The organism is Achromobacter sp. (genome assembly GCF_032102605.1).
GTDB lineage: Bacteria > Pseudomonadota > Gammaproteobacteria > Burkholderiales > Burkholderiaceae_B > Achromobacter.
Genome location: NZ_DAMDGT010000001.1, coordinates 224,378 through 248,319, shown reverse-complemented (window position 1 = coordinate 248,319; position 23,942 = coordinate 224,378). Strand labels below are relative to the sequence as shown.

At 67.3% G+C, this 23,942-nt stretch carries 25 protein-coding genes; 11 read left to right on the top strand and 14 right to left on the bottom strand.

Features of this window, described 5'->3' with window-relative positions:
- The gene (gene dsrO / locus RT614_RS01190; protein WP_313619708.1) at window positions 1-774 is read right to left on the bottom strand and encodes a sulfate reduction electron transfer complex DsrMKJOP subunit DsrO; all 774 of its coding nucleotides are present in this window, start codon (window positions 772-774) and stop codon (window positions 1-3) included.
- A 150-nt stretch (window positions 775-924) separates the two neighbouring features.
- The gene (locus tag RT614_RS01185) at window positions 925-1,470 is read right to left on the bottom strand and encodes a DNA-deoxyinosine glycosylase (RefSeq protein WP_313619706.1); all 546 of its coding nucleotides are present in this window, start codon (window positions 1,468-1,470) and stop codon (window positions 925-927) included.
- Between the two features lie 171 nt (window positions 1,471-1,641).
- Between RT614_RS01185 and RT614_RS01180 the strand changes: the two genes are divergently transcribed.
- Entirely contained in the window at window positions 1,642-2,505 is an 864-nt protein-coding gene (locus RT614_RS01180; protein ID WP_313619705.1) for a pirin family protein, read from the top strand.
- Between the two features lie 70 nt (window positions 2,506-2,575).
- Here the strand turns inward: RT614_RS01180 and RT614_RS01175 are convergent, their stop codons facing one another.
- Window positions 2,576-3,205: a class I SAM-dependent methyltransferase gene (locus tag RT614_RS01175; RefSeq protein WP_313619704.1), complete on the bottom strand. Its 630-nt coding sequence runs from the start codon at window positions 3,203-3,205 to the stop codon at window positions 2,576-2,578.
- A gap of 129 nt (window positions 3,206-3,334) precedes the next feature.
- On the opposite strand from RT614_RS01175, the gene RT614_RS01170 reads away from it, so the two are divergent.
- Complete coding sequence (locus RT614_RS01170) at window positions 3,335-4,213, top strand: aldo/keto reductase family oxidoreductase (RefSeq protein WP_313619703.1); 879 nt, start codon at window positions 3,335-3,337, stop codon at window positions 4,211-4,213.
- Between the two features lie 93 nt (window positions 4,214-4,306).
- Here the strand turns inward: RT614_RS01170 and RT614_RS01165 are convergent, their stop codons facing one another.
- Both RT614_RS01165 and RT614_RS01160 read right to left on the bottom strand, forming a co-directional pair.
- Window positions 4,307-6,163: a phosphoenolpyruvate carboxykinase (GTP) gene (locus RT614_RS01165; RefSeq protein WP_313619701.1), complete on the bottom strand. Its 1,857-nt coding sequence runs from the start codon at window positions 6,161-6,163 to the stop codon at window positions 4,307-4,309.
- A 141-nt stretch (window positions 6,164-6,304) separates the two neighbouring features.
- Window positions 6,305-7,957 (bottom strand): acyl-CoA synthetase, encoded by a 1,653-nt coding sequence (locus RT614_RS01160; RefSeq protein WP_313619700.1) that lies wholly within the window; start codon window positions 7,955-7,957, stop codon window positions 6,305-6,307.
- A 172-nt stretch (window positions 7,958-8,129) separates the two neighbouring features.
- Between RT614_RS01160 and RT614_RS01155 the strand changes: the two genes are divergently transcribed.
- A complete protein-coding gene (locus tag RT614_RS01155; protein ID WP_313619698.1) occupies window positions 8,130-8,855 on the top strand; it encodes a TetR/AcrR family transcriptional regulator in 726 nt (241 codons plus the stop codon).
- Here RT614_RS01155 and RT614_RS01150 read toward each other — a convergent pair.
- Window positions 8,819-9,730, bottom strand: coding sequence for an SDR family oxidoreductase (locus RT614_RS01150; protein ID WP_313619697.1), 912 nt, complete (start codon window positions 9,728-9,730; stop codon window positions 8,819-8,821). The genes RT614_RS01155 and RT614_RS01150 overlap by 37 nt on opposite strands.
- Window positions 9,731-9,865: 135 nt before the next feature.
- Here RT614_RS01150 and RT614_RS01145 point away from each other — a divergent pair, with 135 nt between their 5' ends.
- The 5 genes from RT614_RS01145 (at window position 9,866) to RT614_RS01125 (ending at window position 14,843) form a co-directional block, all read left to right on the top strand.
- On the top strand, window positions 9,866-10,660 hold the full coding sequence (locus RT614_RS01145) for an enoyl-CoA hydratase/isomerase family protein (protein ID WP_313619696.1): 795 nt from the start codon (window positions 9,866-9,868) through the stop codon (window positions 10,658-10,660).
- Window positions 10,661-10,802: 142 nt separating this feature from the next.
- Window positions 10,803-12,080: a Zn-dependent hydrolase gene (locus RT614_RS01140; protein WP_313619695.1), complete on the top strand. Its 1,278-nt coding sequence runs from the start codon at window positions 10,803-10,805 to the stop codon at window positions 12,078-12,080.
- Between the two features lie 13 nt (window positions 12,081-12,093).
- The gene (locus RT614_RS01135; protein WP_313619694.1) at window positions 12,094-12,429 is read left to right on the top strand and encodes a thioredoxin family protein; all 336 of its coding nucleotides are present in this window, start codon (window positions 12,094-12,096) and stop codon (window positions 12,427-12,429) included.
- A 56-nt stretch (window positions 12,430-12,485) separates the two neighbouring features.
- Window positions 12,486-13,370, top strand: coding sequence for a DMT family transporter (locus RT614_RS01130; protein ID WP_313620623.1), 885 nt, complete (start codon window positions 12,486-12,488; stop codon window positions 13,368-13,370).
- A gap of 99 nt (window positions 13,371-13,469) precedes the next feature.
- Complete coding sequence (locus RT614_RS01125) at window positions 13,470-14,843, top strand: carotenoid oxygenase family protein (RefSeq protein ID WP_313619692.1); 1,374 nt, start codon at window positions 13,470-13,472, stop codon at window positions 14,841-14,843.
- Here RT614_RS01125 and RT614_RS01120 read toward each other — a convergent pair.
- The gene (locus tag RT614_RS01120; RefSeq protein WP_313619691.1) at window positions 14,828-15,712 is read right to left on the bottom strand and encodes a DMT family transporter; all 885 of its coding nucleotides are present in this window, start codon (window positions 15,710-15,712) and stop codon (window positions 14,828-14,830) included. The two genes, RT614_RS01125 and RT614_RS01120, sit on opposite strands and share 16 nt — an antisense overlap.
- Complete coding sequence (locus RT614_RS01115) at window positions 15,703-16,506, bottom strand: GNAT family protein (protein WP_313619690.1); 804 nt, start codon at window positions 16,504-16,506, stop codon at window positions 15,703-15,705. The genes RT614_RS01120 and RT614_RS01115 overlap by 10 nt, the downstream gene beginning before the upstream one ends.
- 123 nt (window positions 16,507-16,629) lie before the next feature.
- Here RT614_RS01115 and RT614_RS01110 point away from each other — a divergent pair, with 123 nt between their 5' ends.
- On the top strand, window positions 16,630-18,138 hold the full coding sequence (locus tag RT614_RS01110; protein WP_313619689.1) for a PLP-dependent aminotransferase family protein: 1,509 nt from the start codon (window positions 16,630-16,632) through the stop codon (window positions 18,136-18,138).
- 7 nt (window positions 18,139-18,145) lie between these two features.
- Here the strand turns inward: RT614_RS01110 and RT614_RS01105 are convergent, their stop codons facing one another.
- Genes RT614_RS01105 through RT614_RS01095 form a run of 3 tightly spaced genes read right to left on the bottom strand, consistent with a single transcriptional unit; the run spans window position 18,146 to window position 20,313 of the window.
- A complete protein-coding gene (locus RT614_RS01105) occupies window positions 18,146-18,652 on the bottom strand; it encodes a MaoC family dehydratase (protein ID WP_313619688.1) in 507 nt (168 codons plus the stop codon).
- A gap of 48 nt (window positions 18,653-18,700) precedes the next feature.
- Complete coding sequence (locus RT614_RS01100; RefSeq protein WP_313619687.1) at window positions 18,701-19,888, bottom strand: acetyl-CoA C-acyltransferase family protein; 1,188 nt, start codon at window positions 19,886-19,888, stop codon at window positions 18,701-18,703.
- A gap of 14 nt (window positions 19,889-19,902) precedes the next feature.
- The gene (locus RT614_RS01095) at window positions 19,903-20,313 is read right to left on the bottom strand and encodes a hypothetical protein (protein WP_313619686.1); all 411 of its coding nucleotides are present in this window, start codon (window positions 20,311-20,313) and stop codon (window positions 19,903-19,905) included.
- A 29-nt stretch (window positions 20,314-20,342) separates the two neighbouring features.
- Between RT614_RS01095 and RT614_RS01090 the strand changes: the two genes are divergently transcribed.
- Window positions 20,343-20,567: a hypothetical protein gene (locus RT614_RS01090; protein ID WP_313619685.1), complete on the top strand. Its 225-nt coding sequence runs from the start codon at window positions 20,343-20,345 to the stop codon at window positions 20,565-20,567.
- Here RT614_RS01090 and RT614_RS01085 read toward each other — a convergent pair.
- Both RT614_RS01085 and RT614_RS01080 read right to left on the bottom strand, forming a co-directional pair.
- Window positions 20,564-20,860 (bottom strand): hypothetical protein, encoded by a 297-nt coding sequence (locus RT614_RS01085; RefSeq protein WP_313619684.1) that lies wholly within the window; start codon window positions 20,858-20,860, stop codon window positions 20,564-20,566. The genes RT614_RS01090 and RT614_RS01085 overlap by 4 nt on opposite strands.
- Window positions 20,860-21,492, bottom strand: a complete 633-nt coding sequence (locus RT614_RS01080) for a LysE family translocator (protein WP_313619683.1) — start codon at window positions 21,490-21,492, stop codon at window positions 20,860-20,862. Before RT614_RS01080 ends, RT614_RS01085 begins: the two co-directional genes overlap by 1 nt.
- Before the next feature lie 151 nt (window positions 21,493-21,643).
- On the opposite strand from RT614_RS01080, the gene RT614_RS01075 reads away from it, so the two are divergent.
- Window positions 21,644-22,465: a DUF72 domain-containing protein gene (locus tag RT614_RS01075; protein WP_313619682.1), complete on the top strand. Its 822-nt coding sequence runs from the start codon at window positions 21,644-21,646 to the stop codon at window positions 22,463-22,465.
- A gap of 18 nt (window positions 22,466-22,483) precedes the next feature.
- Here RT614_RS01075 and gorA read toward each other — a convergent pair whose 3' ends face one another.
- A complete protein-coding gene (gorA, locus tag RT614_RS01070; RefSeq protein WP_313619680.1) occupies window positions 22,484-23,842 on the bottom strand; it encodes a glutathione-disulfide reductase in 1,359 nt (452 codons plus the stop codon).
- Window positions 23,843-23,942: the final 100 nt, after the last annotated feature.

Sequence of the window (23,942 nt, the reverse complement as noted above, 5' to 3'; positions counted from 1 at the left end):
TCAGTGGCCGCCCGCCAGGCGCACGCCGGCCTGGCCGTCGACCTGGTGCACGAACGCATCGGGCAGGCCGATGTAATAGACGTGGGGATCGGTCTTCATCTCGGGCTTGAGCACCTTGATGTCGGCCTTGTGTTCGGCCAGCAGCCGCGAGATGGCGCTTTCGGGGTCGTTCAGGTCGCCGATGACGCGCGCGCCACCCACGCAGCTCTCCACGCAGGCCGGCAGCAGGCCGGCTTCCAGCCGGTGCTCGCAGAACGTGCACTTGTCCGCCGTCTGCGTCTCGTGATTGATGAAGCGGGCATCGTAGGGACACGCCTGCACGCAATACCCGCAGCCCACGCAGCGTTCGTTGTCGACCAGCACGATGCCGTCTTCCCGCTGGAAGGTAGCCTGGACCGGACAGACGGGCACACAGGGCGGCTTGTCGCAGTGGTTGCACAGGCGCGGCAGCATCACCATGGCGCACGGCCCGCCATCATCCGGCGCGACCTCGTACTGCAGGACGGTCGTGCGGAACTGGCCGATCGGCGGCACGTTTTCCAGCGAACAGCTCACCGTACAGGACTGGCAGCCGATGCACTTGCGCATGTCGACCACCATGCCGTAGCGCTTGCCGGCCATGCCGGGCCGGCGCGGCGGCTGGCCGTTCAGGCCGGGCGCGGCATCCGCGTGGATGGGAATGACGGTGGCGGCGGCGCCCAGGCCGAGCAATCCTTTCAGGAAGCCGCGCTTGCCCGGGAGAGGCGTTTCCGGGGGGCTGGTGGGGGTGTGCATCGATTAACTCCGAAACATTTAAGTGTTACGGAAATTAACTTATCACCTGTAGTTATATAGAGCCTTGATTTGAGTCAATGGGGGACGGAGTCTGGGGTGCCGAGTCGGCAATGCACGCGCAATTGGCGCGCCAGCTATTTGTTCTGCCCCTTATGCCACCGGAAGCTTGAGTGCGCGTTCCCAAACCGCGAGCTTCTGATCGAAGCTCGCGGCCGCATGGGCGGGACTGGTGGATGGCAGTTCGAAGAACTGCAAGGCGGGCGCGGACAGGCTGGGCAGCACATACCGTCTGAACATCGCCGCAGCCTTGGCGCCGTTGAAACAGACACGGACGATGGAAGGATGGCAAGCCAGAAAACCCGCAAATTCGTTTGGCACGAGCGTGTCGCCGCGAATATCGGCATCCAGGCTTCCAGGCCGTTCGCAAGCCTGCAGGACATCCCACAGCGCCACGCCGCCGGCCTGCAATGCCAGCAGCCTGGCGTCGTAATCCAGCCCGGCATCGAAGCCGAGGATCCCCGCCGCCAGCGGCCAGAATGCATTGCGGGGATGCGCGTAGTACTGCGCCTGCCGCAGCGACGCCACCCCGGGCATCGAGCCCAGCACCAGCACGCGCGCGCCATCCGCCACCACGGGGGCAAATCCGCGCACCTGTTCGCCGCCCTGCGGGGCGGCTGTGTCCCTGATCTTGTCCATGCCCGGGAGAATACCGCCGAAAACGGGCCCCTCATTCCCGTCCCCCTTTGATCGTCCGGTACATGGAACAGTGCTTATCAAGCAGGGGGACTACCGATAGCGGCGTTCCGCCCTTATCTTCTTCTTTATGACGAACGGCCCCGATGGGGCCGCGCTACAGGAAACCTCATCATGAAGAAGATTCTCGGTTTGCATGCCAGCCCCCGTCCCCACTGGGTGGGCGACGGCTTTCCGGTGCGCGCCATGTTCTCGTACAACGACAAGGGCAAGGACACCAGCCCTTTCCTGCTCCTGGACTATGCGGGCCCGGCTGAATTCGCGCCGGCCGCCCAGCCTCGTGGCGTGGGCCAGCATCCGCACCGCGGTTTTGAAACCGTCACCATCGTCTACAGCGGCGAAGTCGAGCACCGCGATTCCACCGGCAACGGCGGTGTCATCGGCCCCGGCGACGTGCAATGGATGACGGCGGCGTCGGGGATCCTGCACGAAGAGTTCCATTCCCATGCCTTCACCCGGTCGGGCGGAAAGCTGGAAATGGTGCAGCTCTGGGTGAACCTGCCTGCCAAGGACAAGAAGGCGGCGGCGGGCTACCAGGGCATCCTCAGCGCCGACATTCCCGTCGTGGCGCTGCCGGATGATGCGGGCTCGGTGCGCGTGATCGCGGGCAGCTACGCCGGCCAGACCGGACCGGCGCGCACCTTCACGCCGATGGACGTGTGGGACGTGAAGCTGGCGGCCGGCAAGTCGGCTACCTTTCCCATCCCCGAAGGCCGCAACAGCATGCTGGTCATGCTGCGCGGCACGGTGCTGGTCAACGGCGAATCCGTCGCGCGCGACGCACAGCTGGCCCTGTTCTCGCAAGAGGGCAGCGACATCACCGTCGAGGCCAACAACGACGCGGTGTTCCTGGTCCTGAGCGGCGAGCCGATCAATGAGCCGGTGGTTGGCTATGGTCCCTTCGTGATGAACTCGCAAGAGGAAATCGTCGAAGCCATCCAGGACTTCAACGCCGGACGCTACGGCCAGATGCACTGAGGCCCGTTCGGGCTCTTGAAGCAAGAAGCCGCGCACCCTGCGCGGCTTCTTTTTGGCTGGCGCCAGGCGGCTAATCCAGCCGCCGCCAGACGCTCGCCAGCCAGGGCTGCTGATCCCGCGGCAGCCCTTCCGGCCGGTAGTAGTGCTCCAGCTCCTGGAACCCGGCGGCTTCCAGCAACGCCCGCCAGCCGTCCAGATCGTGATACGCGCCGTAGCGTCCGCGGTTCCAGCCTTCCTGGTTGCCGCCCCGCGGATTCGAACTGAACAGCACGCCGCGCGGCCGCAATGCCGCCCGCAGTTCCCGCAGCACGCGCGGCAATTCCTGGCCCGGCACGTGGAACAGCACGGCGTTGGCAAAGATGCCGTCGAAGCGTTCCGCCGGCAGCGCAAGGCTCAGGAAATCCTGCTGCCATACTTCGCAACCGCTCGCGGCGCGCGCCATTTCCACGAACCGCGGCGTGCCGTCCAGCCCCACGGGCCGATGGCCCAGCGCCAGGAAGGTCTTCAGGTCGCGCCCGGGCCCGCAGCCCAGATCCAGGATGTCGTACGGCGGCTCGCCTTCCATATTGCGCAGCAAGGCCGCAATGTTCTGGCTGACGTCGTGATCGCGCGTGCCGGCCTCGAACGACACGGCGTTCTCTTCGTAGTGCGCCAGGGTCAGGGACGAGATCTTGGCAAGGTCTTCGGGATCTAGGTGCATGGGACTTTTCCGCGGAAAAAGGCGCCGGCCATGCGGGCGCGGATTGAATTGCGTTCTCGGGACAGGTTACCAAGACGCGCCGAAAGGTCTATTGTTTCCTCGTCCCCACACCCCTACATGGAAACAGACATGTCCCTGATCGAACAAAGCGGCAGCTACACCTTGGGCGCGCAACAGGTCCACCGGCTGGGCTACGGCGCCATGCAGTTGGCCGGCCCCGGTGTCTTCGGTCCGCCCAAGGATCGCGACGCGGCGATCGCGGTGCTGCGCGAGGCCGTGGCTTCGGGCGTCAATCACATCGACACCAGCGATTTCTACGGTCCGCACATCACCAACCAGCTGATCCGGGAGGCGCTGGCCCCCTACCCCGACAACCTGGTGATCGTGACCAAGGTGGGCGCGGTGCGCGGCGACGACGCCTCGTGGAATCCGGCCTTCTCCCCCGAGGCGCTGACCCGCGCCGTCCACGATAACCTGCGCAACCTGGGCCGCGACGTGCTCGACGTGGTCAACCTGCGCGCCATGTTCGACGTGCATGGCCCGGCGGAAGGATCCATCGAAGGTCCGCTGTCCGTGCTGGCCGGCTTGCAGCAACAGGGCCTGATCCGCCACATCGGCTTGAGCAACGTCACACCAACCCAGGTGGCGCAGGGACAGGAAATCTGCAGGATCGTGTGCGTGCAGAACCAGTACAACGTGGCTCATCGCACCGACGATGCCCTGATCGATGACCTGGCCCGCCAGGGCATCGCCTACGTGCCGTTCTTTCCGCTGGGCGGATTCAGCCCCTTGCAGTCGTCCATTCTTTCCGAGGCCGCGGCGCAGATCGGCGCGACGCCCATGCAGACGGCGCTGGCGTGGCTGCTGCGCCGTTCACCGAACATCCTGCTGATCCCCGGCACGTCGTCGGTCGTGCATCTGCGCGAAAACCTGGCGGCGGCCTCGCTGCATCTGCCGGACACCGTCTTGCAGGCGCTGGACGGCATCGTTTCGGGCAAGGCCGAATAGGCGCGCAACGCGGCTCGCGCCCGACCAGCAAGGACGCAAAAAAACCCGCCTGCGCAATGCAGGCGGGTTTGTTCAGGCCGTGGCCCGGCGACCTCAGGCGGCCAGCCGGCCCTCGATCTCGGTCTTCGTGGAGCGCAGTTCCTCGGGCAGGCCCTGGGCAAGCTGGCCGAAGAGTTCGTGGTGCAGCGCCAGTTCGTCGCGCCACGCGGCGGCGTCCACCGACATGACCTGCTCGAACTTGTCCGGGCTGAATTCCAGGCCGGTCCAGTCGATGTCCTGGTAGCTGGGCGACACGCCAAACACCTGGTCCACGCCCTTGGACTGGCCGTCGATACGACCCAGCATCCAGCGCAGCACGCGCATGTTGTCGCCAAAGCCCGGCCACACGAACTTGCCGTCCGGACCCTTGCGGAACCAGTTCACGCAATAGATGCGCGGCAGCGTGGCGCCGGCGGCTTCGAGCTGCTTGCCCAGCTTGAGCCAGTGGCCGAAATAGTCGCTCATGTTGTAGCCGCAGAACGGCAGCATGGCGAAGGGATCGCGGCGAACCACGCCCTGCTGGCCGGCGGCCGCGGCGGTGGTTTCGGAGCCCATCGTGGCGGCCATGTAGACGCCTTCGACCCAGTTGCGGGCTTCAGTCACCAGCGGCACGGTGGTGGACCGGCGGCCGCCGAAGATGAACGCGTCGATGACCACGCCCTTCGGGTTTTCCCATTCGGGGTCGATGGACGGGCATTGCGCGGCCGGCGCGGTGAAGCGCGCGTTCGGATGCGCGGCCTTGCGGCCGGTTTCGCGCGCGATGTCGGGCGTCCAGTCCTTGCCCTGCCAGTCCACCAGGTGGGCGGGCGGCGCGTCGGTCATGCCTTCCCACCAGACGTCGCCGTCGTCGGTCAACGCAACGTTGGTGAAGATGACGTTGGCCTTGAGCGTGGCCATGGCATTGAAGTTGGTCTGCTCGCTGGTGCCCGGCGCCACGCCGAAATACCCGGCTTCAGGATTGATGGCGTGCAGGCGGCCGTCGGGACCGGGCTTGATCCAGGCGATGTCGTCGCCGATGGTGGTGACCTTCCAGCCGTCCATGCCCTGCGGCGGGATCAGCATGGCGAAGTTGGTCTTGCCGCAGGCCGACGGGAACGCCGCGGCCACGTGGTACTTGCGGCCCTTGGGCGACGTGACGCCCAGGATCAGCATGTGTTCGGCCAGCCAGCCCTGGTCGCGACCCATCGTGGACGCGATGCGCAGCGCGAAGCACTTCTTGCCCAGCAGCGCGTTGCCGCCGTAGCCCGAGCCGAAGCTCCAGATTTCGCGGGTCTTGGGGAAATGGACGATGTACTTGGTGGGATTGCACGGCCACGCCACGTCGGCTTCGCCGGCGGCCAGCGGCTTGCCCACCGAATGCAGGCAGGGAACGAAGTCGCCATCCGTGCCCAGCACGTCATAGACCTGCTTGCCCATGCGCGTCATGATGCGCATGTTGACGGCCACGTAGGGGCTGTCGGACAGTTCCACGCCGATGTGCGCGATGTCCGAGCCCAGCGGGCCCATCGAGAACGGCACCACGTACAGCGTGCGCCCGCGCATGGCGCCGTCGAACAGGCCGTTCAACGTGTCGCGCATTTCGGCGGGGTCGGCCCAGTTGTTGGTGGGGCCGGCGTCTTCGGCGCGATCCGAGCAGATGAAGGTGCGGTCTTCGACGCGCGCCACATCCGACGGGTCGGACCAGGCCAGGTAGGAATTCGGGCGCTTGGCGGGGTTCAAGCGGCGCAGGGTTCCGGCCTGGACCATCTGTTCACACAGGCGGTCGTACTCTTCTTGCGAGCCGTCGCACCACACGACGTTATCGGGCTTGGCCAGCGCGACAAAACTGGCTACCCAGTCGATCAGTCCGCGGTGCTTGACGTACGCCGGCACGTTCAAGGCTGCCAATCCCCCGTCCAAAGGCTTATTCATTGGGGTTATCTCCATACTATGGCTAATGGTGATACGGCCCCAATTGAGTGGGGCCGTATACAGTTTGCGCAATCATACTTGCAGCGCCGGGCAACCCGTCAACCCATCCATATGGGGGAGATTGTCACCGGGTGAGACCGCTCATGCATGAAGTCCTGCGCGCAACTCCCTACGGATAATCTTGCCGGTGGCGGTCGTCGGCAAACTGGTTACAAAGCGGATCGCACGGGGGTACTCGTGGGCGGCAAGACGGGTGCGCACATGCTGCTGCAATGCCTTTACCAGCGCCTCGTCGCCCTCCACGCCTTCCTTCAGCACCACATAGGCCACCACGATTTCCGTTCGTTCAGCATCCGGCATGCCCACGACCGCCGCCATGCGCACGGCCGGATGGCCAAGCAGGCAGTCTTCGATGGGACCCGGGCCGATCCGGTAGCCTGCGCTGGTGATGACGTCGTCGTTGCGGCCCACGAAGCGGATGAAACCTTGCGCGTCGCGCACGCCGATGTCGCCGCTCAGGAGGTAGTCGCCTGCAAATTTTTCCGCCGTCGCTTCCGGATTGTTCCAATACCCCAGGAACATGACCGGATCCGGCCGCTTTACGCCGATATTGCCCTCCTGTCCATCCGCCACTTCGGCGCCGTCGTCATCCACAATAGCCACGCGGTGACCCGGCGCGGCGCGGCCGATGGCGCCCAGGCAGGGGGCGAACAGCGACGAGCACGAGGACACCAGCATGTTGCATTCGGTCTGGCCGTAGAACTCGTTGATGGTCACGCCCAGCACGCGGCGGCCCCAGTCGATGAGTTCGGCGCCCAGCGATTCGCCGCCACTGGCCACGGAACGCAACGCGCGGGGGCCGGCGCTTTCCGGCCATTCGCAGCCGCGCATCATCTTCAGCGCGGTGGGCGGCAGGAAGGTGTGCGTCACGCCATGGCGCGCCATGAGCTCCAGCGCCGAGGCGCCGTCGAATTTCTCGAACCGCCGGGCCAGCACCGGCACCCCGTGGTGCCAGGACGGCAGCAGCACGTCCAGCAGACCGCCGATCCAGGCCCAATCGGCCGGCGTCCACATCAGCGCGGCGTTCTCGGGAAAGAATTCGTGCGACATCTCCACGCCGGGCAGGTGGCCCGGCAGGACGCGGTGCGCATGCAGCGCGCCCTTGGGCTTGCCGGTGGTGCCCGAGGTATAGATGATGACGGCCGGGTCGTCGGCCGCCGTGCGCACCGGTTCGTAGGCGTCGGACTCCCGGGCCAGGGCGGGATGGAACGGCACGACGCCGTCCAGCGCGCCGCCCGATTGCGCGGCCCCCGCCGCTTCGTCTCCGTCGATGCAATAGATCACCTTCAGGTCGGGCAGGCTGGCGCGGATCTCATGCAGCTTGCGGCACCCTTCCGAGTCCGTCACCAGCGCCGCCGCGCCGCTGTTGGCCAGTCGGTACTGGATGGCGTCCACGCCAAACAGCGTGAAAAGCGGCACGGCCACCGCCCCCATCTTGTAGACGGCGACGTGGGTTACCGCGGTCTCCGGCGCCTGGGGCAGGTAGACGGCCACACGGTCGCCGCGGCGGATGCCGTGACGCTGCAGGCTGTTGGCCAGCCGGTTTGACTGGGCCTTTATCTGATCGAACGTATAGCGCGTCTGGTCGCCGTTGCTTTTTTCATAGATCAGCGCCAGCCGGCCGGTGCCGTCGGCCCATTTGTCGCAGACGTCGACGCCGATGTTGTAGTCGGCCGGAACCTGCCACCGGAACCGGGACACGAGTTGCTCGTAGGAATCTGCTCTGTGCAGCATGGTCTGTCTCTGATGTAGTTATGGATGTCGGCGGTCAGCCCGGCTTTGGCGTGTTGGCGGACGGAACGCCCGCGGAACCGCCCGCCTTGCCACGAACTTGACCATCGCTCAATAATAGGCCCTCGCGCGGGCGGACCTGAAGGCCTCTCGCGTCCCGAACCTTCCTGCCAGAATGGAAAAAACTGCCCCCGTCCCGATGCGCCGGCCCCCGGCCAGCGCCAAATCCGAACAACGTATCCGAGACATCCTGCGCGTTGCGCGCCAGGTCTTCTCCGAGGCCGGTTTCCAGGCCGCCACCACCACCGAAATCGCGCAGCGGCTGGGCGTGTCGGAAGCCACGGTATTCACCTATTTCGGCGGCAAGCGCGAGCTCTGCGTGCGCGTGATCAGCGACTGGTACGACGAAATCATCGCCAAGGTGGAAGACAATCTTCCCCATATCAATGGCGCGCGCGCCCAGCTTCATTACCTGGTGCATACCCATCTGCGCCACCTGCTGGCCGAGGGCCCCGGCCTGTGCGCTTTCATCCTGTCCGAAGGCCGCGCGCGCAACGACGACTTCGGCGACATCTACGCCGACCTGCAGCGCCGTTACACCGCTCCGCTGATGCGCATCCTGGCCCAGGGCCAGGCCGACGGCGACATCCGCCAGGACATGCCCTTGCGGCTGCTGCGGTCGGCGGTCTATGGCCCGATGGAGCACGTGCTGTGGGATGCGATCCTGCGCGGGGCGGCCAGCGACGCCGCCGCCACCGCCGATCATCTGGTCGGCTTCCTGTGGCAGGCATTGCAGCCGCCGCGGCAGGATGCGCTGGCGCTGGCGCAGTTCCGCGGGGAAGTGCAAGACGCGCTGCACCGCCTTCAATCCTCGGAAAACAGCGCCGGCGGCACGTACTGAGGAAAGCCGTTGTAGACCTCGCCCCTTTCCGCGGGCTGCAATGACCACGAATGTCGCGCGTTGGGCACGCCGCCATCCACGCGGATCACGCTTCCATTGATGAAGGCGGCCGCGGGCGACAGCAGGAAGACCACCGCCGCCGCCAGCTCGGCCTCGGTGCCGAAGCGCTGCAACGGCACTTTGGTCTTCAGTTCACGCAGCACGCCGCGGTAATGCTCGTCATAGCTGTCCATGCCGCTGGACGCGATCCAGCCCGGCGCCACCGCATTGACCCGCACGCCGGCATGGGCCCATTCGCACGCGGCGGTCTCGGTCAGGTTCCATACGCCGGCGCGCGCCGCGCCCGAGTGGCCCATGCCGGGCATCCCGCCCCAGATATCCGCCAGCATGTTCACGATGGCGCCGCCGTTCTGGCGCATGTGCTGCGTGTAGACCTCGCGCGACACCAGGAAGGTGCCATGCAGGTTGTTCTGCACCACCGCGTTCCAGCCGTTGAAGCTGATGCGGTCCAGCGGCGCCGGGAACTGGCCGCCCGCACAATTGAACAGGCCGTCCAGCCCGCCATGCGCGGCCAGCGCATCCGCCACGGCGCCACGCACGCCCGCTTCGTCCCGGATGTCGCAGGGATGCTGGCTGATGCGCCCCGCCGCCTCGGGATAGATCCGGCTGATCTCCTCGACGGTCGCCTGCAGCTTGTCCGGGTTGCGCCCCACCAGCGCCAGACGGGCGCCAAGCGCCGCCAGTTCATGCGCCGCGCAGCGCCCCAACCCGCTGCCGCCGCCGGTCACCATGACCGTTTTGCCGTCGAACAGCCCGGGGCGGAACACCGATGCATAGCGCTGGTCGGCGGCCTGCCCGCTTGCTTGCTGGTTCATGTCTCTCTCCGTTATTTTTTTGAGGATAACTCAATACCATTGACGGTTGAATCGCTGTATCGTGCTTTTACCCATGGAATCAGCGGATCGGATCGAAGCATTCGTTGAGCCACAGTCAATAACCGGAGACATCGCATGACGCTGAATGCACCGCTCGACCTCGCCCTGGACGGCCCCATCGCCCGGCTGACGCTGAACCGGCCCGACATGCGCAACGCTTTTGACGATAGCCTGATCGCCGCACTGACGGCGGCCGTCAAGGCCGCCTCGGACGCCCCGGAGGTCCGCGTCCTGCTGCTGACGGGCGCAGGCAAGGCGTTCTGCGCGGGCGGCGACCTGAACTGGATGCGCAAAATGGGCACGCTCACAGCGGCGGAAAACCGCAATGACGCCACGCGGCTCGCCGACATGCTGCACGCGGTCTGGGCCTGCCCCAAACCCGTCGTCGCCTGCGTCAACGGCGACGCCTATGCGGGGGGCATGGGCCTGGTGGCCGCATGCGACATCGCCATCGCGGCGGACAGCGCGCACTTCTGCCTGTCCGAGACCCGCCTGGGCCTCCTGCCCGCCACCATCAGCCCCTATGTCATCCGCGCCATGGGCGAACGCGCCGCCAACCGCTACTTCCTGACGGCGGAACGGTTCGACGCGGCCACCGCGCTGCGGCTGGGGCTGGTGCATGACGTGGCGCCTGCGGAGCAGCTCAAAGAAGCGGTCGACGCCCTGTGCCGCACCCTGTGCGCCAACGGCCCGGGCGCCGTGCAGGCCAGCAAGCGGCTGGTGCGCGACTTCGCGGGCAAGCCCCTGGACGCCGCCCTGATCGCGGACTCGGTGGAGCGCATCGCCGCCATCCGCAGCACCGACGAGGCAAAGGAAGGCGTGACTGCCTTCCTGGAAAAGCGCGAACCCTCGTGGCGCAAGACCGCGTAGGCGGCGTCCGTCGCCGGACTCGGCGCGCCGCCCCCCGGGATGTCGGGGGTGCACCGGTTGCGCCACCCTGACGGCGGGCGACCAGCCCCCAGGCCGCGCCACCATTGATGCCATAATCCAGGGCGGATCTTCTGGAAGCCTCATGCCGCAAGCAACACCGCCCTCTTTTCCTTCGTTGAACGCCCAGCGCCTTTGGGCCCGTGTCGAGACCCTGTCCAAGTTCACGCTGCCCGACGTGCCGTGGACGCGACGCGCGTTTTCGCCGCTCTTTGACGAAGCCCGCGCCTGGCTGCGCAGCGAATTCCAGGCCGCCGGCCTGGACACTCGCCTGGACGCCGGCGGCAACCTGGTCGGCACGCGGCCCGGCCGCGACGCATCCCGCAAACCCATCGCCACCGGCTCGCACTGTGACACCGTCATGAGCGGCGGCCGGTTCGACGGCATCATCGGCGTGCTGGCCGGCATCGAGGTCGCGCACACGATGCGCGAACACGGCATCGAACTGGACCATCCCTTTGAAGTCATCGACTTCCTGTCCGAAGAGCCCAGCGACTACGGCATCTCGTGCGTGGGCAGCCGGGCGCTCTGCGGCCAGCTCACCGCCGACATGCTGGCCGCTCGCAACCCGCAAGGCGAAACGCTGGCCGACGGCATCGCGCGCATCGGCGGCGATCCCGCCGCGCTGGGCGCGCCGCTGCGCGGGGCCGGCGAGACCGCCGCGTTCGTCGAACTGCATATCGAGCAAGGCCCCGTGCTGGAAAGCCGCAAGCTGCCGATCGGCGTCGTGACCAACATCGTCGGCATCCGGCGCGTGCTGATCGTGGTCGAGGGCCAGCCCGACCACGCGGGCACCACTCCCATGGACATCCGGCGCGACGCGCTGGTGGGCGCGGCCCGCATCATCGACGCCGCCAGCCGCCAGGCCAGCGCCGCCAGCGGCAACCCCCATTACGTGGTGGCCACCGTGGGGCGCCTGTCCATGACGCCCAACGCCGCCAACGCGGTGCCCGGCCGGGTGGAACTTACGTTGGAAATGCGCAGCGACAGCAACGCCGTGCTGGACGCCTTTCCGGAAACCCTGATGGCCGGCGTGGCCGACGACCTGAAGGCGCTGCGCCTGACTGCGGGTTTCACGCAGCTCAGCCGCGCGCAGCCCACCGACTGTTCGCCGCTGGTCATGGACGCGGTCAAGGCCGCCGCCGACCAGCTTGGCTACGCATCGATGCGACTGCCCAGCGGCGCCGGCCACGACGCCGTCTACATGGCGCCCACCGGCCCCATCGGCATGATCTTCATCCCCTGCCTGAACGGGCGCAGCCACTGCCCCGAGGAATGGATCGAACCCGCGCAACTGCTGGACGGCACCCGCGTGCTGTACCAGTCGGTGCTGGAACTGGACCGCGTGCTGCGCGGCGCCTGAGCACAGGAACCCCATGGAACAGATAGAACTCAACGACAGCACCGCCGACCGCTTCCTGCTGGACGCGCCCGGCCTGTCGCTGCTGGTCTTCCACAGCCGCACGTGCGGCACCTGCCGCGTCGCGCGCGAACAGCTGCCGGGCCTTGAACTGCCCGTGGAACGCGTTTGCTGGGTGGATGCCGGCGACAACCGCGGCCTGGTCGAGCGCTACGAAGTCTTCCACCTGCCCGCCATGTTCGTCACCCGCGACGGCGCGTTCTTCGGCCCGGTGCAAGCCTCGCTGGCCGAATGGGACTTGCGCCAGCAGATCGGCCTGGCGCTGGACAGCTACCCCGCCGAACTGCCGTGACCACCGCGGCCGCAAAACCGCAGCGCCTGCCGCTGGACACGCTGGCGACCAGCTCCATGCTGCTGCTGTGCGTCTGCTGGGGCTTCCAGCAGATCGCCATCAAACTGGTGGCGGACGACGTGGCGCCGATCATGCAGATTGGCCTGCGTTCGACCTTCGCCGCGCTGGTGCTGGCCGTGGTCGTGTGGCGCAAGGAAGGCCTGCGCGCCTTCACCGATGGCACCGCCCTGCCCGGCCTGATCGTCGGGCTGCTGTTCGCGGGCGAATTCCTGTTCGTCGCCCAAGGCCTGGTCTACACCACCGCCTCGCACATGTCGGTGTTTCTCTACACCGCGCCGATCTTCGCCGCGCTGGGGCTGCACTGGCTGCTGCCTGAAGAGCGCATGAAGCCGCTGCAATGGCTGGGCGTGGCCATCGCGTTCGGCGGCATCGCCGTTGCGTTCCTGGGCAAAGGCGGCGGCCAGGCCAGCCACGCCGGCGCCAGCAACATGCTGCTGGGCGACGCCATGGGCCTGCTGGCAGGCCTGCTCTGGGGCGCCACCACCGTGGCGATCCGCAAGACGTCCCTGTCCGAAGCCGCGCCCGCCAAGACCCTGTTCTACCAGATGGCCGTCGCCTGCATCGGCCTCCTGGCCTTTGCCGCCGCCACCGGCCATGCCGGCATCCGCTACACCCCGGCCGCGATGGCCAGCGTGGCCTTCCAATCGGTGGTCGTCGCGCTGTCCAGCTATCTGGCCTGGTTCTGGCTGCTGCGCCGCTACCTTGCCTCGCGACTGTCCATCCTGTCTTTCATGACACCGCTTTTCGGCGTCAGCTTCGGCGTGCTGATCCTGGACGAACCCTTGGACGCGGGCTTCGTGGCCGGCGCCGCCATGGTGCTGGCGGGCATCACTTTGGTCAGCGGCGCCGAAGTGGTCAGGGAGTGGCTGCGCCGCCGGTAGGTGCGCGTGGCCGGCAGTCATGGTTAACCCGGCTTCCGGCCGGGAATCTGCCCGGATATAACGGTTTTTCATCCGCCGGCCGCCTCCCGCTGAGGTCTCATGCAACCCTGGCACAGCGACAACCCCGCCCTTACGAACGCCTTCGCCCCCGTCTTCGACGAGCGCGACGATGCCGACCTGCCCGTGGACGGAACGTTGCCGCCCTGCCTGTCGGGCGTGTTCATGCGGAACGGCCCGAATCCGCAATTCGAACCCGGACCCGGCTATACGTACCCTTACGACGGCACGGGCATGGTCCATGCCGTGTATCTGGACGGCGGACAGGCGCGCTACCGCAATCGCTGGGTGCTTACCCAGGAACTGCAGGAAGAACGGCAGGCCGGGCGCCGCATCTACAACCCCACTTTCGGGCCGCCGCCGCAGGCCAACCTGGCCAACACCAACGTCATGCGGCACGCTGGCAAAATCTACGCGCTTTATGAAGGCGGCTGTCCCTACGAAATGGACGTCTCGCTCTCCACTGTCGGACCGGACACGTTCCGCGGCAAGCTTGCCGGGGCGCTATCGGCGCATCCCAAAGTGGACCCGGCAAGCGGGGAAATGCTGGCCATCAACTATGACCTCATGTCCGGCACGCTGGAATACCTGCGCATGGACGCCAGCGGCCAGGTCGACCGCCAGGTGCAATTCGCGTCGCCATGGCCGGCGTTGGTGCACGACATCGGCCTGACGGCGACGCACGTGGTGGCGTTTGTGTGCCCGCTTGTTTTCGACTTCAGCCGCGGACCCGCGGCGCCCGCCTGGGAACCACAGCGCGGCACGCGCGTGCTGCTCGTCCCGCGCGACTGCACGGCCCCCTCGCAGATCCGGTGGATAGAGACAGACCCATTTTTCAACTGGCATGTCGCGAATGCCCACGTGGACGGCGATGTGATCGAAGCCGTGATGCCGTGGCACGATGGCTTGGGGTCCGGCCCGCACAAGCGGCTCGAGCTGCATCGCCTGCGCATCGATATCGCCAGCGGACGCGTACAGGACGAGGTGGTGGACGACCAGCCGTGCGAATTCGGCCGGGTCAACGACGCCTGGCTGGGCAAGCGCACACGGTATTGCTATGCCGGACTGCGGGATCCGCGGCCCGGGGAAACGCCCCAGCCCGGCGCCTTCGAATCCTTTGCCCGATACGACCTGGATACGGGCGCCAAGTCGGTTTACCGCCTGCCGGCGGGCCAGACCGCCGGCGAACCGGTGTTCGCCGCCGACCCGGCGAGCACCGCCGAATGCGACGGGTACATCCTGTCGTTCGTGCATGCTGAAAACGACCCAGGCGGACGATTCATCGTGCTGGATGCGCGTGATCTGGCGGCGGGCCCGGTTGCGCAGGTTCGATTGCCGCGCCGGGTGCCGGTGGGCCTGCACGGATCGTGGCTGCCGTCGTCAAGATCCGCCCCGGGCAATCAGGCCCGCCGCTGACCCAGGTTCAGCACGATCAGTCCCGCGCCGGCCAACACGAAGGCAAACCCCAACCAGTCCGCCGGGGCCGGACGGTCGCCCACCAGCGCCATCGCGCCCAGTACGCCCACCACCGGCACCATCAGCGTCGTCAGGGCGGCTACGGTGGCGCTGACGCGTTCGCTCAGCACGAACCACAGCCAGTACGCCACGGCCGTGCCGAGGATGATGTGAAACGACAAGGCGCCCGCAACGCTTGCGTTCCAGCCATGCGTCGGAAAGGACTCACCGGCGATCAGCGCGCCGACCAGGGCGCAGGTTGCGCCCACCACCAGCTGCCACGCCGTCACCACGATACGGTTGCCCGCCACGGGCCAGCGCTTCAGATACACCGTGCCGGCCGCCCACCCAAACGCGGCCACCAGCGGAAAGACCAGGCCCTTGGCCGCGGCCACGTCGTGTTCGCCAAAGACGGCATGCAGGACCGGCCACGCCAGCACGGCCACCCCGCAGGCGCCCAGCAGCAACGCCAGCCCGCGGCGGCGATCCAGGCGTTCGCCCAGCACCAGCCAGGCCAGCACCGCCGACATCATCGGCATGGTGAACGTCAGCACCGCGGCGCGCGAGGTGCTGGTGCTGAGCTGCGCCCAGGCCACCGCCAGGTTGAAGACGGCAACGGCCAGGACGCCGCCCACCGCAATGCCCAGCCAGGCGCTGCGCGGCGGCAACAGGGGCAGGCGCTTGGCGCCCGCCAGCAGCAACAGCAGCAGCGCGCCGCTGCCCAGGCCCAGCACGCGCAGCGTGAAGGGCGGAAAGATGGACAGGATGATTTTTACCGCCGGCCAGTTGAGTCCCCAGAACAGGGCCAGCGCGACCGGAATCAGCCGCACGCGGCGCTTTCCCGGCCGGGATTTACGTGATCCACGCCTTGCGTGCCCGCACCTGCGCCGCCGGTCTTCTGGCCAGCCGCCCTCTCGGCGGCCGCCAATTCCGCCAGCCCCTTGCGCTGATTGCCTTCCGCGTCGAAGTTGTCCGGGCTCAGCCAGCGTTCATAGGCGGCGCGCAAGGCGGGCCATTCGCTGTCCGTTATCGAGAACCACGCCGTGTCGCGGCTGCGGCCCTTGTAGACGGTGGCCTGGCGGAAGATGCCCTCGAACTGGAATCCCAGGCGCAATGCCGCGGCGCGCGACGGCGCGTTCAGGCTGTCGCACTTCCATTCATAGCGGCGGTAGCCCAGTTCGTCGAAGGCGCGGCGCATCAGCAGGAACTGCGCTTCGGTAGCGATGCGGGTGCGCTTGAGCTGGCGCGAGAACGACACGAAGCCGACCTCGATGACGCCATTGGGCGGATCGATGCGCATCAGCGCAAGCGTCCCGATGGCGCGGCCGGTGCCCAGGTCGATGATGGCGTGGTGCAGCGGATCGACGCCGGCCTGGGCGGTTTCGGCGAATGCCCGGTAGGCGGCCTCGTCGGCAAACGGGCCGACGCTCATGTAGGTCCAGTCGCTGTCGTCGGGCGCCTGGCTGAACGCGCGGTACAGGTCCGCCGCGTGGCGCTCGGCCGACAGCGGTTCCAGCCGGCAATAGCGGCCTTCGGCGGGCGTGGACGGCGGCCGAGCGCGCGGCGTCCAGCCGGGCATATCGGGGCCGATGGGTTGTTGGTAAGCGTTGGTGCGGGGTTGCATGCGACGTAGCCTCGTCCGGTTCCGGGTGCGCCGCCGGTGGTGGCGGGCGCAACATCCATGCGCTCACGATATCGGAACCGTGGCATCATAAAAAGCGCCACGAACCTTTGATTTAATAGGGCCATGATTGACACCACCCTGAGCGATACGGCCAGCGCGTCGCTGCTGTCCAGCCCGCTGTCGCGCGGCCCCGGCGCCCTGCCTCGCCAACGCCAGCTCATCCAGCGACTGAAACAGGCCATCCTGGCCGGCCAGTTGCCGACTGGCGGCAAACTGCCTTCTTCGCGCGCGCTGTCCGAGGAACTGGACATCTCGCGCAACACCGTGCTGATCGCCTACGAGCAACTGACGGCGGAGGGGTACGTGATCGCGGATCGTCAGGGCACCCGCGTGGCGCCGCTGTCGGCCGCCTCCCGCAGCGCCGCCAGCCAGGCCGTTGCACCCGCCGCCGCCCCGTTGCCGGCAACGGCCCGGCGCCTGTCCCGCATCGTTTCCACCCGCTACGCACACGACGGCTCGTTGCCCTTGACGCCCGGCACGCCGGCGCTGACCCAATTCCCCGTCAACGCGTGGCGCCGCGCCCAGGATCGCGCCCTGCAGGCGGCCCCCGCCACCACGCTGGGCTACGGACACCCAGCGGGCGAGCCCGCGCTGCGCGAAGCCATCGCCCAATACCTGCGCGTGTCCCGCGGCGTGCATTGCGACGCGTCCCGCATCGTCATCACCGAAGGCGCGCAAGGCGCGCTGGCCTTGTGCGTGCAGCTGCTTACCAACGCCGGCGACACCGCCTGGCTGGAGGACCCCGGCTACCGCGGCGCAAAGTCCGCCTTCCATGCGGGCGACCTGAACGTGGTGGCGATGCGCGTCGACGCCGACGGCATCGTCATCCCGGAAGACGCCTGGACCACGCACCCGCCCCGCCTGATCCAGACCACGCCGTCGCACCAGTATCCAACGGGCGCCGTCCTGTCGCTGACCCGCCGGCTTGACCTGCTGGAACGCGCGCGGCGCGCGGGCGCCTGGATCATCGAGGACGACTACGACAGCGAATTCCGCCACCAGGGCGAACCGATAGCCGCCATGCAAGGACTCTCGCCCGACGCGCCGGTGCTGTACGTGGGCACGTTCAGCAAGACCATGTTCCCCGCCCTGAGGCTGGGTTTCCTGGTGTTGCCGCAGGCCATCGCGGCGCATGCGATGCCGTCCATCATCGAAATGCTGCGCGGCGGCCACCGGCTGGAACAGCTGACGATGGCCGCCTTCATCGAAAACGGCCAGTTCTCGCGCCACCTGGGCCGCATGCGGCGCCTGTATCGCGAGCGCCAGGCCGCCCTGCGCGACGCCCTGGCCACGCACCTGGGCATCGACCACGAAGTGCTGGGCGGACACAGCGGGCTGCACCTGACCGTAAGGCTGCCTTCCGCGTTTCCCGATGTGGCGATCGTGGAACAGGCGCGCAAGCTGGGAATGAATCCGGGCGCGCTGTCTTCGTTCGCGCTCGTGCCCCGCGAAGAAGACAACGGGCTGGTGATCGGCTACGGAAACACCGGCGCCGAGCGTTTTCCAGCGTTGGTGCGCAGGATCCGCGACGTGGCGCTAGGTCTGGGCGGTTCGACGCCGCCGCCCCGATGACCCGCCGTTACGGCTGCGCCTCCGCATAGCGCACCAGCATCAGCCACTCGGCATGCACCGACGGCCGCGCCGCGCCTTCGGCCGCGATCGCGACGCTCCAGGTGCAGCGGGCCTCCCCCGGCCGGGTTTCCACGACCTGCGCCAACGTGAAGCTCGCCGACACGCGGGCCCCCGACAGGACCGGCGACGTAAAGCGCACTTTGTCGAAACCGTAGTTCAACAGCATGGCCGCGCCGGGAAAGGCGATGCAACTGGTCTGCCAGTCCGTCAGCAGGGACAGCACGAGAAAGCCATGCGCGATGGTTTGCCGGTAGGGCGACTCCGACTTCGCGCGATCCCCGTCGACATGGATCCATTGGTTGTCGTTGGTGACCTGCGCAAATTGATCGATCATCTGCTGCGTCACCGCGACGGTTCCGGAGACGATCGCCGGCTGGCCCACGAATTCAATAAGCGACTGGATGGAGTCGAACGGCCTCACCGCCAGAATGGCGTTGGTACCGTCCGTCGTCATGACGGCGGAATCTATCGAGACAAAAGACACGGTTGGGGACTCCGCGGTTCAGATGCGTTCAAAAATGGCGGCGATGCCCTGCCCGCCGCCGATGCACATGGTGGCCAGCGCATAGCGTCCGCCGACGCGGTGCAGTTCGTGCAAGGCCTTGACCGCGATGATGGCGCCCGTTGCGCCCACCGGATGCCCCAGGGCGATGCCCGATCCGTTCGGATTGACTCGGGCGGGATCCAGATCCAGCTCGCGAGCCACAGCCAGGGCTTGCGCCGCAAAGGCTTCGTTGGATTCGATCACGTCGATGTCGCCGGCGGAAAGTCCCGCCTTGCGCAGCACGGCGCGCGTGGCGGGAACCGGACCGATCCCCATGTAGCGGGGATCCACCCCGGCGTGGGCATAGGCCACCAAGCGGGCCAGCGGCCGGACACCGGACGCCTCGGCGCTCGCGCGCTCCATCAGCACCAGCGCCGCCGCGCCGTCGTTGATGCCCGATGAATTGCCCGCCGTCACGGTGCCGTCGCCGGCGGCAAACACAGGCGAGAGGCCAGCCAGATCCGACAGGCAGATGTCGGCGCGCACATGCTCGTCCACCTGGAACGTGTTGTGCCCCTTCCGGGCCGGGACCTCGATAGGCGCCAGTTGCGAAGCGAAGCGGCCTTCGGCGATCGCCACCGCCGCGCGGCGGTGGCTTTCAACCGCAAGCGCATCCTGTTCCTCGCGCGTGATGCCGTACCGGATGGCCACGTTCTCGGCCGTGACGCCCATGTGGATGCGGTGAAAAGGATCGTGCAGCGCGCCAAGCAGCATGTCGACCATGGGCGAGTCGCCCATGCGCGCGCCAAAACGCTGGTTGAGGCTGGCGTAGGGCGCGCGCGACATGCTCTCGGCGCCGCCGGCCGCCGCGACGTCGCAATCGCCCAGCAGGATGGACTGCGCCGCGGACACCAGCGCCTGCAGGCCCGATCCGCACAGCCGGTTCACGTTGAACGCGGGCGTGTTCTCGCCGCAGCCGGCCCCGATGGCCGCCACGCGCGACAGGTACATATCGCGCGGCTCGGTCGTGATGACCTGGCCGAAGCAGACGTGCTCCACCTGCCTGGGATCGATGCCCGCCCGCGCCACGGCGGCGCGCAGGACCTCGGTCGCCAGCGTCGTGGGCGGCACGTCCTTCAACCCCTTGCCGAAACTGCCGATGGGCGTGCGCACCCCGGATACGACGACGACTTCCCTGCTTGTCATGGCGCGGCCCCGGCTCAGATCGCCTGCGCGCTCGCCGCGCAGGCTGGCTCGGACGCCTGCGCCTTGGCGATCTCGTGGCGCAATTGATCGAAGCCCGTGGCCGGCACCGTTTCGCCCCCGCGATCGGCGATATCGTCCAGCCGCGCGATCACCGCTTGCGCCGACAACTCGGACTCGTCCAGGAAAACGCCGCGCGTCATCGTGATGTGGGCCTGTTCAAAGCTGCCCGCTCCCGCCATCAGCACGGTCCGGGTCGGCGCATTTTCCGTCACCAGCGCGATCAGCGCCGGGCTGACCGACGCCGGCTCAAGCAGCGCCAGCGCCTGCGCATCGAGCAGCCCCTCGGTCATCGCCGTGGCGGCCGTCGGCGCCAGGCAGTTCACCCGCACGCCATAGCGCTCGCCTTCAAGCGCCAGCGTCTGCATCAGGCCGACCAGGAGGCATCGTCCCGGACATGACGCTGCTGCGCCGCAGCCCGTTGCTGGCGGGTTCGGTCAAACAGATACGCGTGACGCCCGAGCCGCCTTCCAGCGTGGTGGCGCTGATCCATCGGGAAGGCGCGCTGCATCCCCGCGTGGCGTTGCTGCGCGACGCGCTGGACCAGCTCTTTTCCGGGGGACTTCAGCCGGGCGAGCCTCAGCCGCGGACGCCTGAGCCGCGCCCGCCCGCAGGGGCCTAATCCACCAGTCCGCCCAGCACCAGCACGGTCATGAACAGCCAGAACAAAAAGCCGATGATGGAACGCCGCAGCAGCGCCTTCACGGCGCCCCACAGGAACATCAGGCCCAGCGCCAGCAACACCAGATTGAACAGCGACGGGCTCATGCCCATCGCGCCGGCCAGCCCCGCGTAGAAGTCCGCCAAGGCGCCGCCCAGCCCGCCCAACAGCCATTTGATGCCCGCCACGATGGCGCGCAGGCCCTCGCCAAGCATCCCGCCCAGCGTCGCAAAAAATCCGTCCTGGCTCTGCATCAGCGACGCGCGTCCGTCAGCATGCGCACGGCAAGACCCGCCAGGACCGTGCCCATCAGCCAGCGCTGCAGCACCATCCACAGCGGGCGTCCCGCGAGGAAGCCGGCGATGGAGCCGGCCATGATGGCGATGAGCGCATTCACCGACAGGCTGATCACCACCTGCGTCATGCCCAGCGCCAGCGATTGGGTGAACACGCTGCCGTGGTCGGGCTGGATGAACTGCGGCAGCAGCGACACATACATGACGGCGATCTTGGGATTGAGCAGGTTGGTCAGCAGCCCCATCGTGAAGAGCTGGCGCGGGCTGCTCTTGGGCAGGTCATGGACCTGGAACGGCGAGCGGCCGCCGGGCCGCACCGCCTGCCACGCCATATACAGCAGGTATAGCGCCCCGCCGATACGCAGGGCGTCGTAGGCGTAGGGCACCGCCATCAGCAAGGCGGTGATGCCAAACGCCGCACAGGCCACATAGAAGATGAATCCGACCGCCACGCCGCCCAGCGAAATCAGGCCCGCCTGCGGACCTTGGGAGATGGATCGCGACACCAGGTAGATCATGTTGGGCCCAGGCGTGAGCACCATGCCCAGGGCAACCAGGGCGAAAGTCAGCAAATGAGTCAGGTCGGGCATGATGGACCGTGGCGGGACGAAAAAGAGTTTGGATGTGAATGCACACCTTAGCCCAAAACTGTACCGGAACAGCGGACTTTTCCGCAGGGGTTGGCGGCAAGTAGCGCCGGCGATACAGTTAGCCGTTCGCCCATCCCGACGGAGCTTCGGCATGCCGAAACGCCCTGCATCCCCGAAATCCAGGTCCGCCGCCATCCGGGTCGGCATCGGAGGCTGGACCTTCGAACCCTGGCGCGGCGTCTTCTATCCCGAAGACCTGCCCCATGCGCGCGAGCTGGAATATGCCAGCCGGCAGGTCACCGCCATCGAAATCAACGGCACCTATTACGGCACCCAGAAGCCCGCCACCTTCGCCAAATGGCGAGACGAAACGCCCGAGGATTTCGTGTTTTCGCTGAAGGCGTCGCGCTACAGCACCAACCGCCGCGAACTGGCGGGCGCCGGCGAATCGATCAGCCGCTTCCTGAACAGCGGCATCGCCGAACTGGGTTCCAAGCTGGGGCCGATCGTCTGGCAGTTTGCCCCCACCAAGCAATTCGACCCGGAAGACTTCGGGGCCTTCCTGGAACTGCTGCCGGACAAACTGGATGGCCTGCCGCTGCGGCACGCGCTGGACGTGCGCCATCCCAGCTTCGCATGCGAGGAATACATCGAACTGGCGCGCCGCCACGGCGCGGCCACCGTCTACACCGATAGCGACGACTTTCCCTCCATCGCCGACCGGACGGCGGACTTCGTCTACGCACGGCTGATGCGCGCCAGCACGTCGTTCAAGGCGGGTTATGCGCCCAAGGCGCTGGACGCATGGGCCGATCGCCTGCGCGCATGGTCCGGCGGCGCCGACCCGGCCGACCTGCCGCTGATCCACAAGCGGCCAACGGCGGCCGGATCGCAGGACGTCTTCGCGTATTTCATCAATGGGGCAAAGGAACGCGCGCCGGCGGCGGCGCGCGCCATGATCGAACGCCTGTAGCGTCCGTCCATGCAAGGCTTACTGCGCCACGGGCGTGCGCATGGTCACGAACTCTTCGGCGGCCGTGGGATGGATGCCGATGGTGTCGTCGAACACCGCCTTGGTGGCGCCGGCCTTCAGCGCCACGGCAAGACCCTGCACGATCTCGCCGGCGTCCGGACCGACCATGTGCACGCCCAGCACGCGATCGGTCTGCGCGTCGACGATCACCTTCATCAGCGTCCTCTCCTGCGATTCGGTCAGCGTCAGCTTCATGGGGCGGAAACGGCTTTCGAACAACCGGAGCTCGTATCCGGCGTCGCGCGCCTCGTCGGTCGTCATGCCGACCGTGCCAATGTTCGGCAGGCTGAACACCGCGGTCGGAATCAGCTTGTAATCCACCTTGCGGTATTCCGCCGGACGGAACAGCCGACGCGCCACCGCCATGCCTTCGGCCAACGCCACGGGCGTCAATGGCACGCGACCGATCACGTCACCGATGGCCAGGATCGACGGCTCCGCCGTCTGGTACTCGTCGTTCACGTCGATGAAGCCGTCGGCCCTGAGCTTGACGGCGGTGTTCTCCAGCCCCAGGTTGTCCAGCATCGGACGGCGCCCGGTGGCGTAGAACACGCAATCGGTCTCGATCACGGAGCCATCCTTCAGCGTGGCGGCCAGCGAGCCGTCTGCCTGCTTGTCGATGCGCACGACCTCGGTGTTGAAACGCAGGTCGATGCCCTTCTTGACGAGTTCGTCGCGCAGGTGCTCGCGCACGCCCTGGTCAAAGCCGCGCAGGAACAGCGGACCGCGGTAGGACTGGATGGTCTGCGCGCCCATGCCATTGAAAATCGAGGCAAATTCAACCGCGATGTAGCCGCCGCCCACCACCAGCACGCGGCGCGGCAGTTCCTTCAGGAAGAAGGCCTCGTTCGACGTGATGGCGTGTTCCTTGCCCGGGATCTCGGGCACCTGGGGCCAGCCGCCCGTCGCCACCAGGATGTGGGCGGCGCTGTAGGTCTTGCCGTTGATCTCTACGCGCTGCGGATCCACGATACGGGCATGGCCTTCCAGCAGCGTCACGCCGCTGTTGACCAGCAGATTGCGGTAAATGCCGTTCAGGCGATCGATCTCGCGATTCTTGTTGGCGATCAGCGTGGCCCAGTCGAACGTCGGCTTGCCGGCAGCCCACCCGAAGCCATGCGCCTGCTCGAAGTCTTCGCTGTAGTGCGCGCCATACACCAGCAGCTTCTTGGGCACGCAGCCCACGTTCACGCACGTGCCTCCCAGGTAGCGGCTTTCCGCCACCGCCACGCGCGCGCCGAAGCTGGCCGCGAAGCGGGCCGCGCGCACGCCGCCAGAGCCCGCGCCGATCACAAACAGATCAAAATCAAATGCCATGTCGTTTCCTTCGCGCGGCCTGGGGGCCGGCGTTCACTGTCCGGGAAAGCTGTATTTAACACCACCGGGCTTGCCACACACGCGCGGCGGCCGGGCCGCG

Bases quoted from the DNA above. Each gene is read 5' to 3' on its own strand.
- RT614_RS01180 (WP_313619705.1), top strand. From the start codon at position 1,642: ATGAAGAAGATTCTCGGTTTGCATGCCAGCCCCCGTCCCCACTGGGTG.
- RT614_RS01135 (WP_313619694.1), top strand. From the start codon at position 12,094: ATGGAACAGATAGAACTCAACGACAGCACCGCCGACCGCTTCCTGCTG.
- RT614_RS01095 (WP_313619686.1), bottom strand. From the start codon at position 20,313: ATGCAGACGCTGGCGCTTGAAGGCGAGCGCTATGGCGTGCGGGTGAAC.
- RT614_RS01140 (WP_313619695.1), top strand. From the start codon at position 10,803: ATGCCGCAAGCAACACCGCCCTCTTTTCCTTCGTTGAACGCCCAGCGC.
- RT614_RS01110 (WP_313619689.1), top strand. From the start codon at position 16,630: ATGATTGACACCACCCTGAGCGATACGGCCAGCGCGTCGCTGCTGTCC.
- RT614_RS01185 (WP_313619706.1), bottom strand. From the start codon at position 1,470: ATGGACAAGATCAGGGACACAGCCGCCCCGCAGGGCGGCGAACAGGTG.
- RT614_RS01160 (WP_313619700.1), bottom strand. From the start codon at position 7,957: ATGCTGCACAGAGCAGATTCCTACGAGCAACTCGTGTCCCGGTTCCGG.
- RT614_RS01075 (WP_313619682.1), top strand. From the start codon at position 21,644: ATGCCGAAACGCCCTGCATCCCCGAAATCCAGGTCCGCCGCCATCCGG.
- RT614_RS01090 (WP_313619685.1), top strand. From the start codon at position 20,343: ATGACGCTGCTGCGCCGCAGCCCGTTGCTGGCGGGTTCGGTCAAACAG.
- RT614_RS01170 (WP_313619703.1), top strand. From the start codon at position 3,335: ATGTCCCTGATCGAACAAAGCGGCAGCTACACCTTGGGCGCGCAACAG.
- gorA (WP_313619680.1), bottom strand. From the start codon at position 23,842: ATGGCATTTGATTTTGATCTGTTTGTGATCGGCGCGGGCTCTGGCGGC.
- RT614_RS01105 (WP_313619688.1), bottom strand. From the start codon at position 18,652: ATGACGACGGACGGTACCAACGCCATTCTGGCGGTGAGGCCGTTCGAC.
- RT614_RS01115 (WP_313619690.1), bottom strand. From the start codon at position 16,506: ATGCAACCCCGCACCAACGCTTACCAACAACCCATCGGCCCCGATATG.
- RT614_RS01125 (WP_313619692.1), top strand. From the start codon at position 13,470: ATGCAACCCTGGCACAGCGACAACCCCGCCCTTACGAACGCCTTCGCC.
- dsrO (WP_313619708.1), bottom strand. From the start codon at position 774: ATGCACACCCCCACCAGCCCCCCGGAAACGCCTCTCCCGGGCAAGCGC.
- RT614_RS01100 (WP_313619687.1), bottom strand. From the start codon at position 19,888: ATGACAAGCAGGGAAGTCGTCGTCGTATCCGGGGTGCGCACGCCCATC.
- RT614_RS01085 (WP_313619684.1), bottom strand. From the start codon at position 20,860: ATGCAGAGCCAGGACGGATTTTTTGCGACGCTGGGCGGGATGCTTGGC.
- RT614_RS01145 (WP_313619696.1), top strand. From the start codon at position 9,866: ATGACGCTGAATGCACCGCTCGACCTCGCCCTGGACGGCCCCATCGCC.
- RT614_RS01130 (WP_313620623.1), top strand. From the start codon at position 12,486: ATGCTGCTGCTGTGCGTCTGCTGGGGCTTCCAGCAGATCGCCATCAAA.
- RT614_RS01150 (WP_313619697.1), bottom strand. From the start codon at position 9,730: ATGAACCAGCAAGCAAGCGGGCAGGCCGCCGACCAGCGCTATGCATCG.
- RT614_RS01165 (WP_313619701.1), bottom strand. From the start codon at position 6,163: ATGAATAAGCCTTTGGACGGGGGATTGGCAGCCTTGAACGTGCCGGCG.
- RT614_RS01080 (WP_313619683.1), bottom strand. From the start codon at position 21,492: ATGCCCGACCTGACTCATTTGCTGACTTTCGCCCTGGTTGCCCTGGGC.
- RT614_RS01175 (WP_313619704.1), bottom strand. From the start codon at position 3,205: ATGCACCTAGATCCCGAAGACCTTGCCAAGATCTCGTCCCTGACCCTG.
- RT614_RS01155 (WP_313619698.1), top strand. From the start codon at position 8,130: ATGGAAAAAACTGCCCCCGTCCCGATGCGCCGGCCCCCGGCCAGCGCC.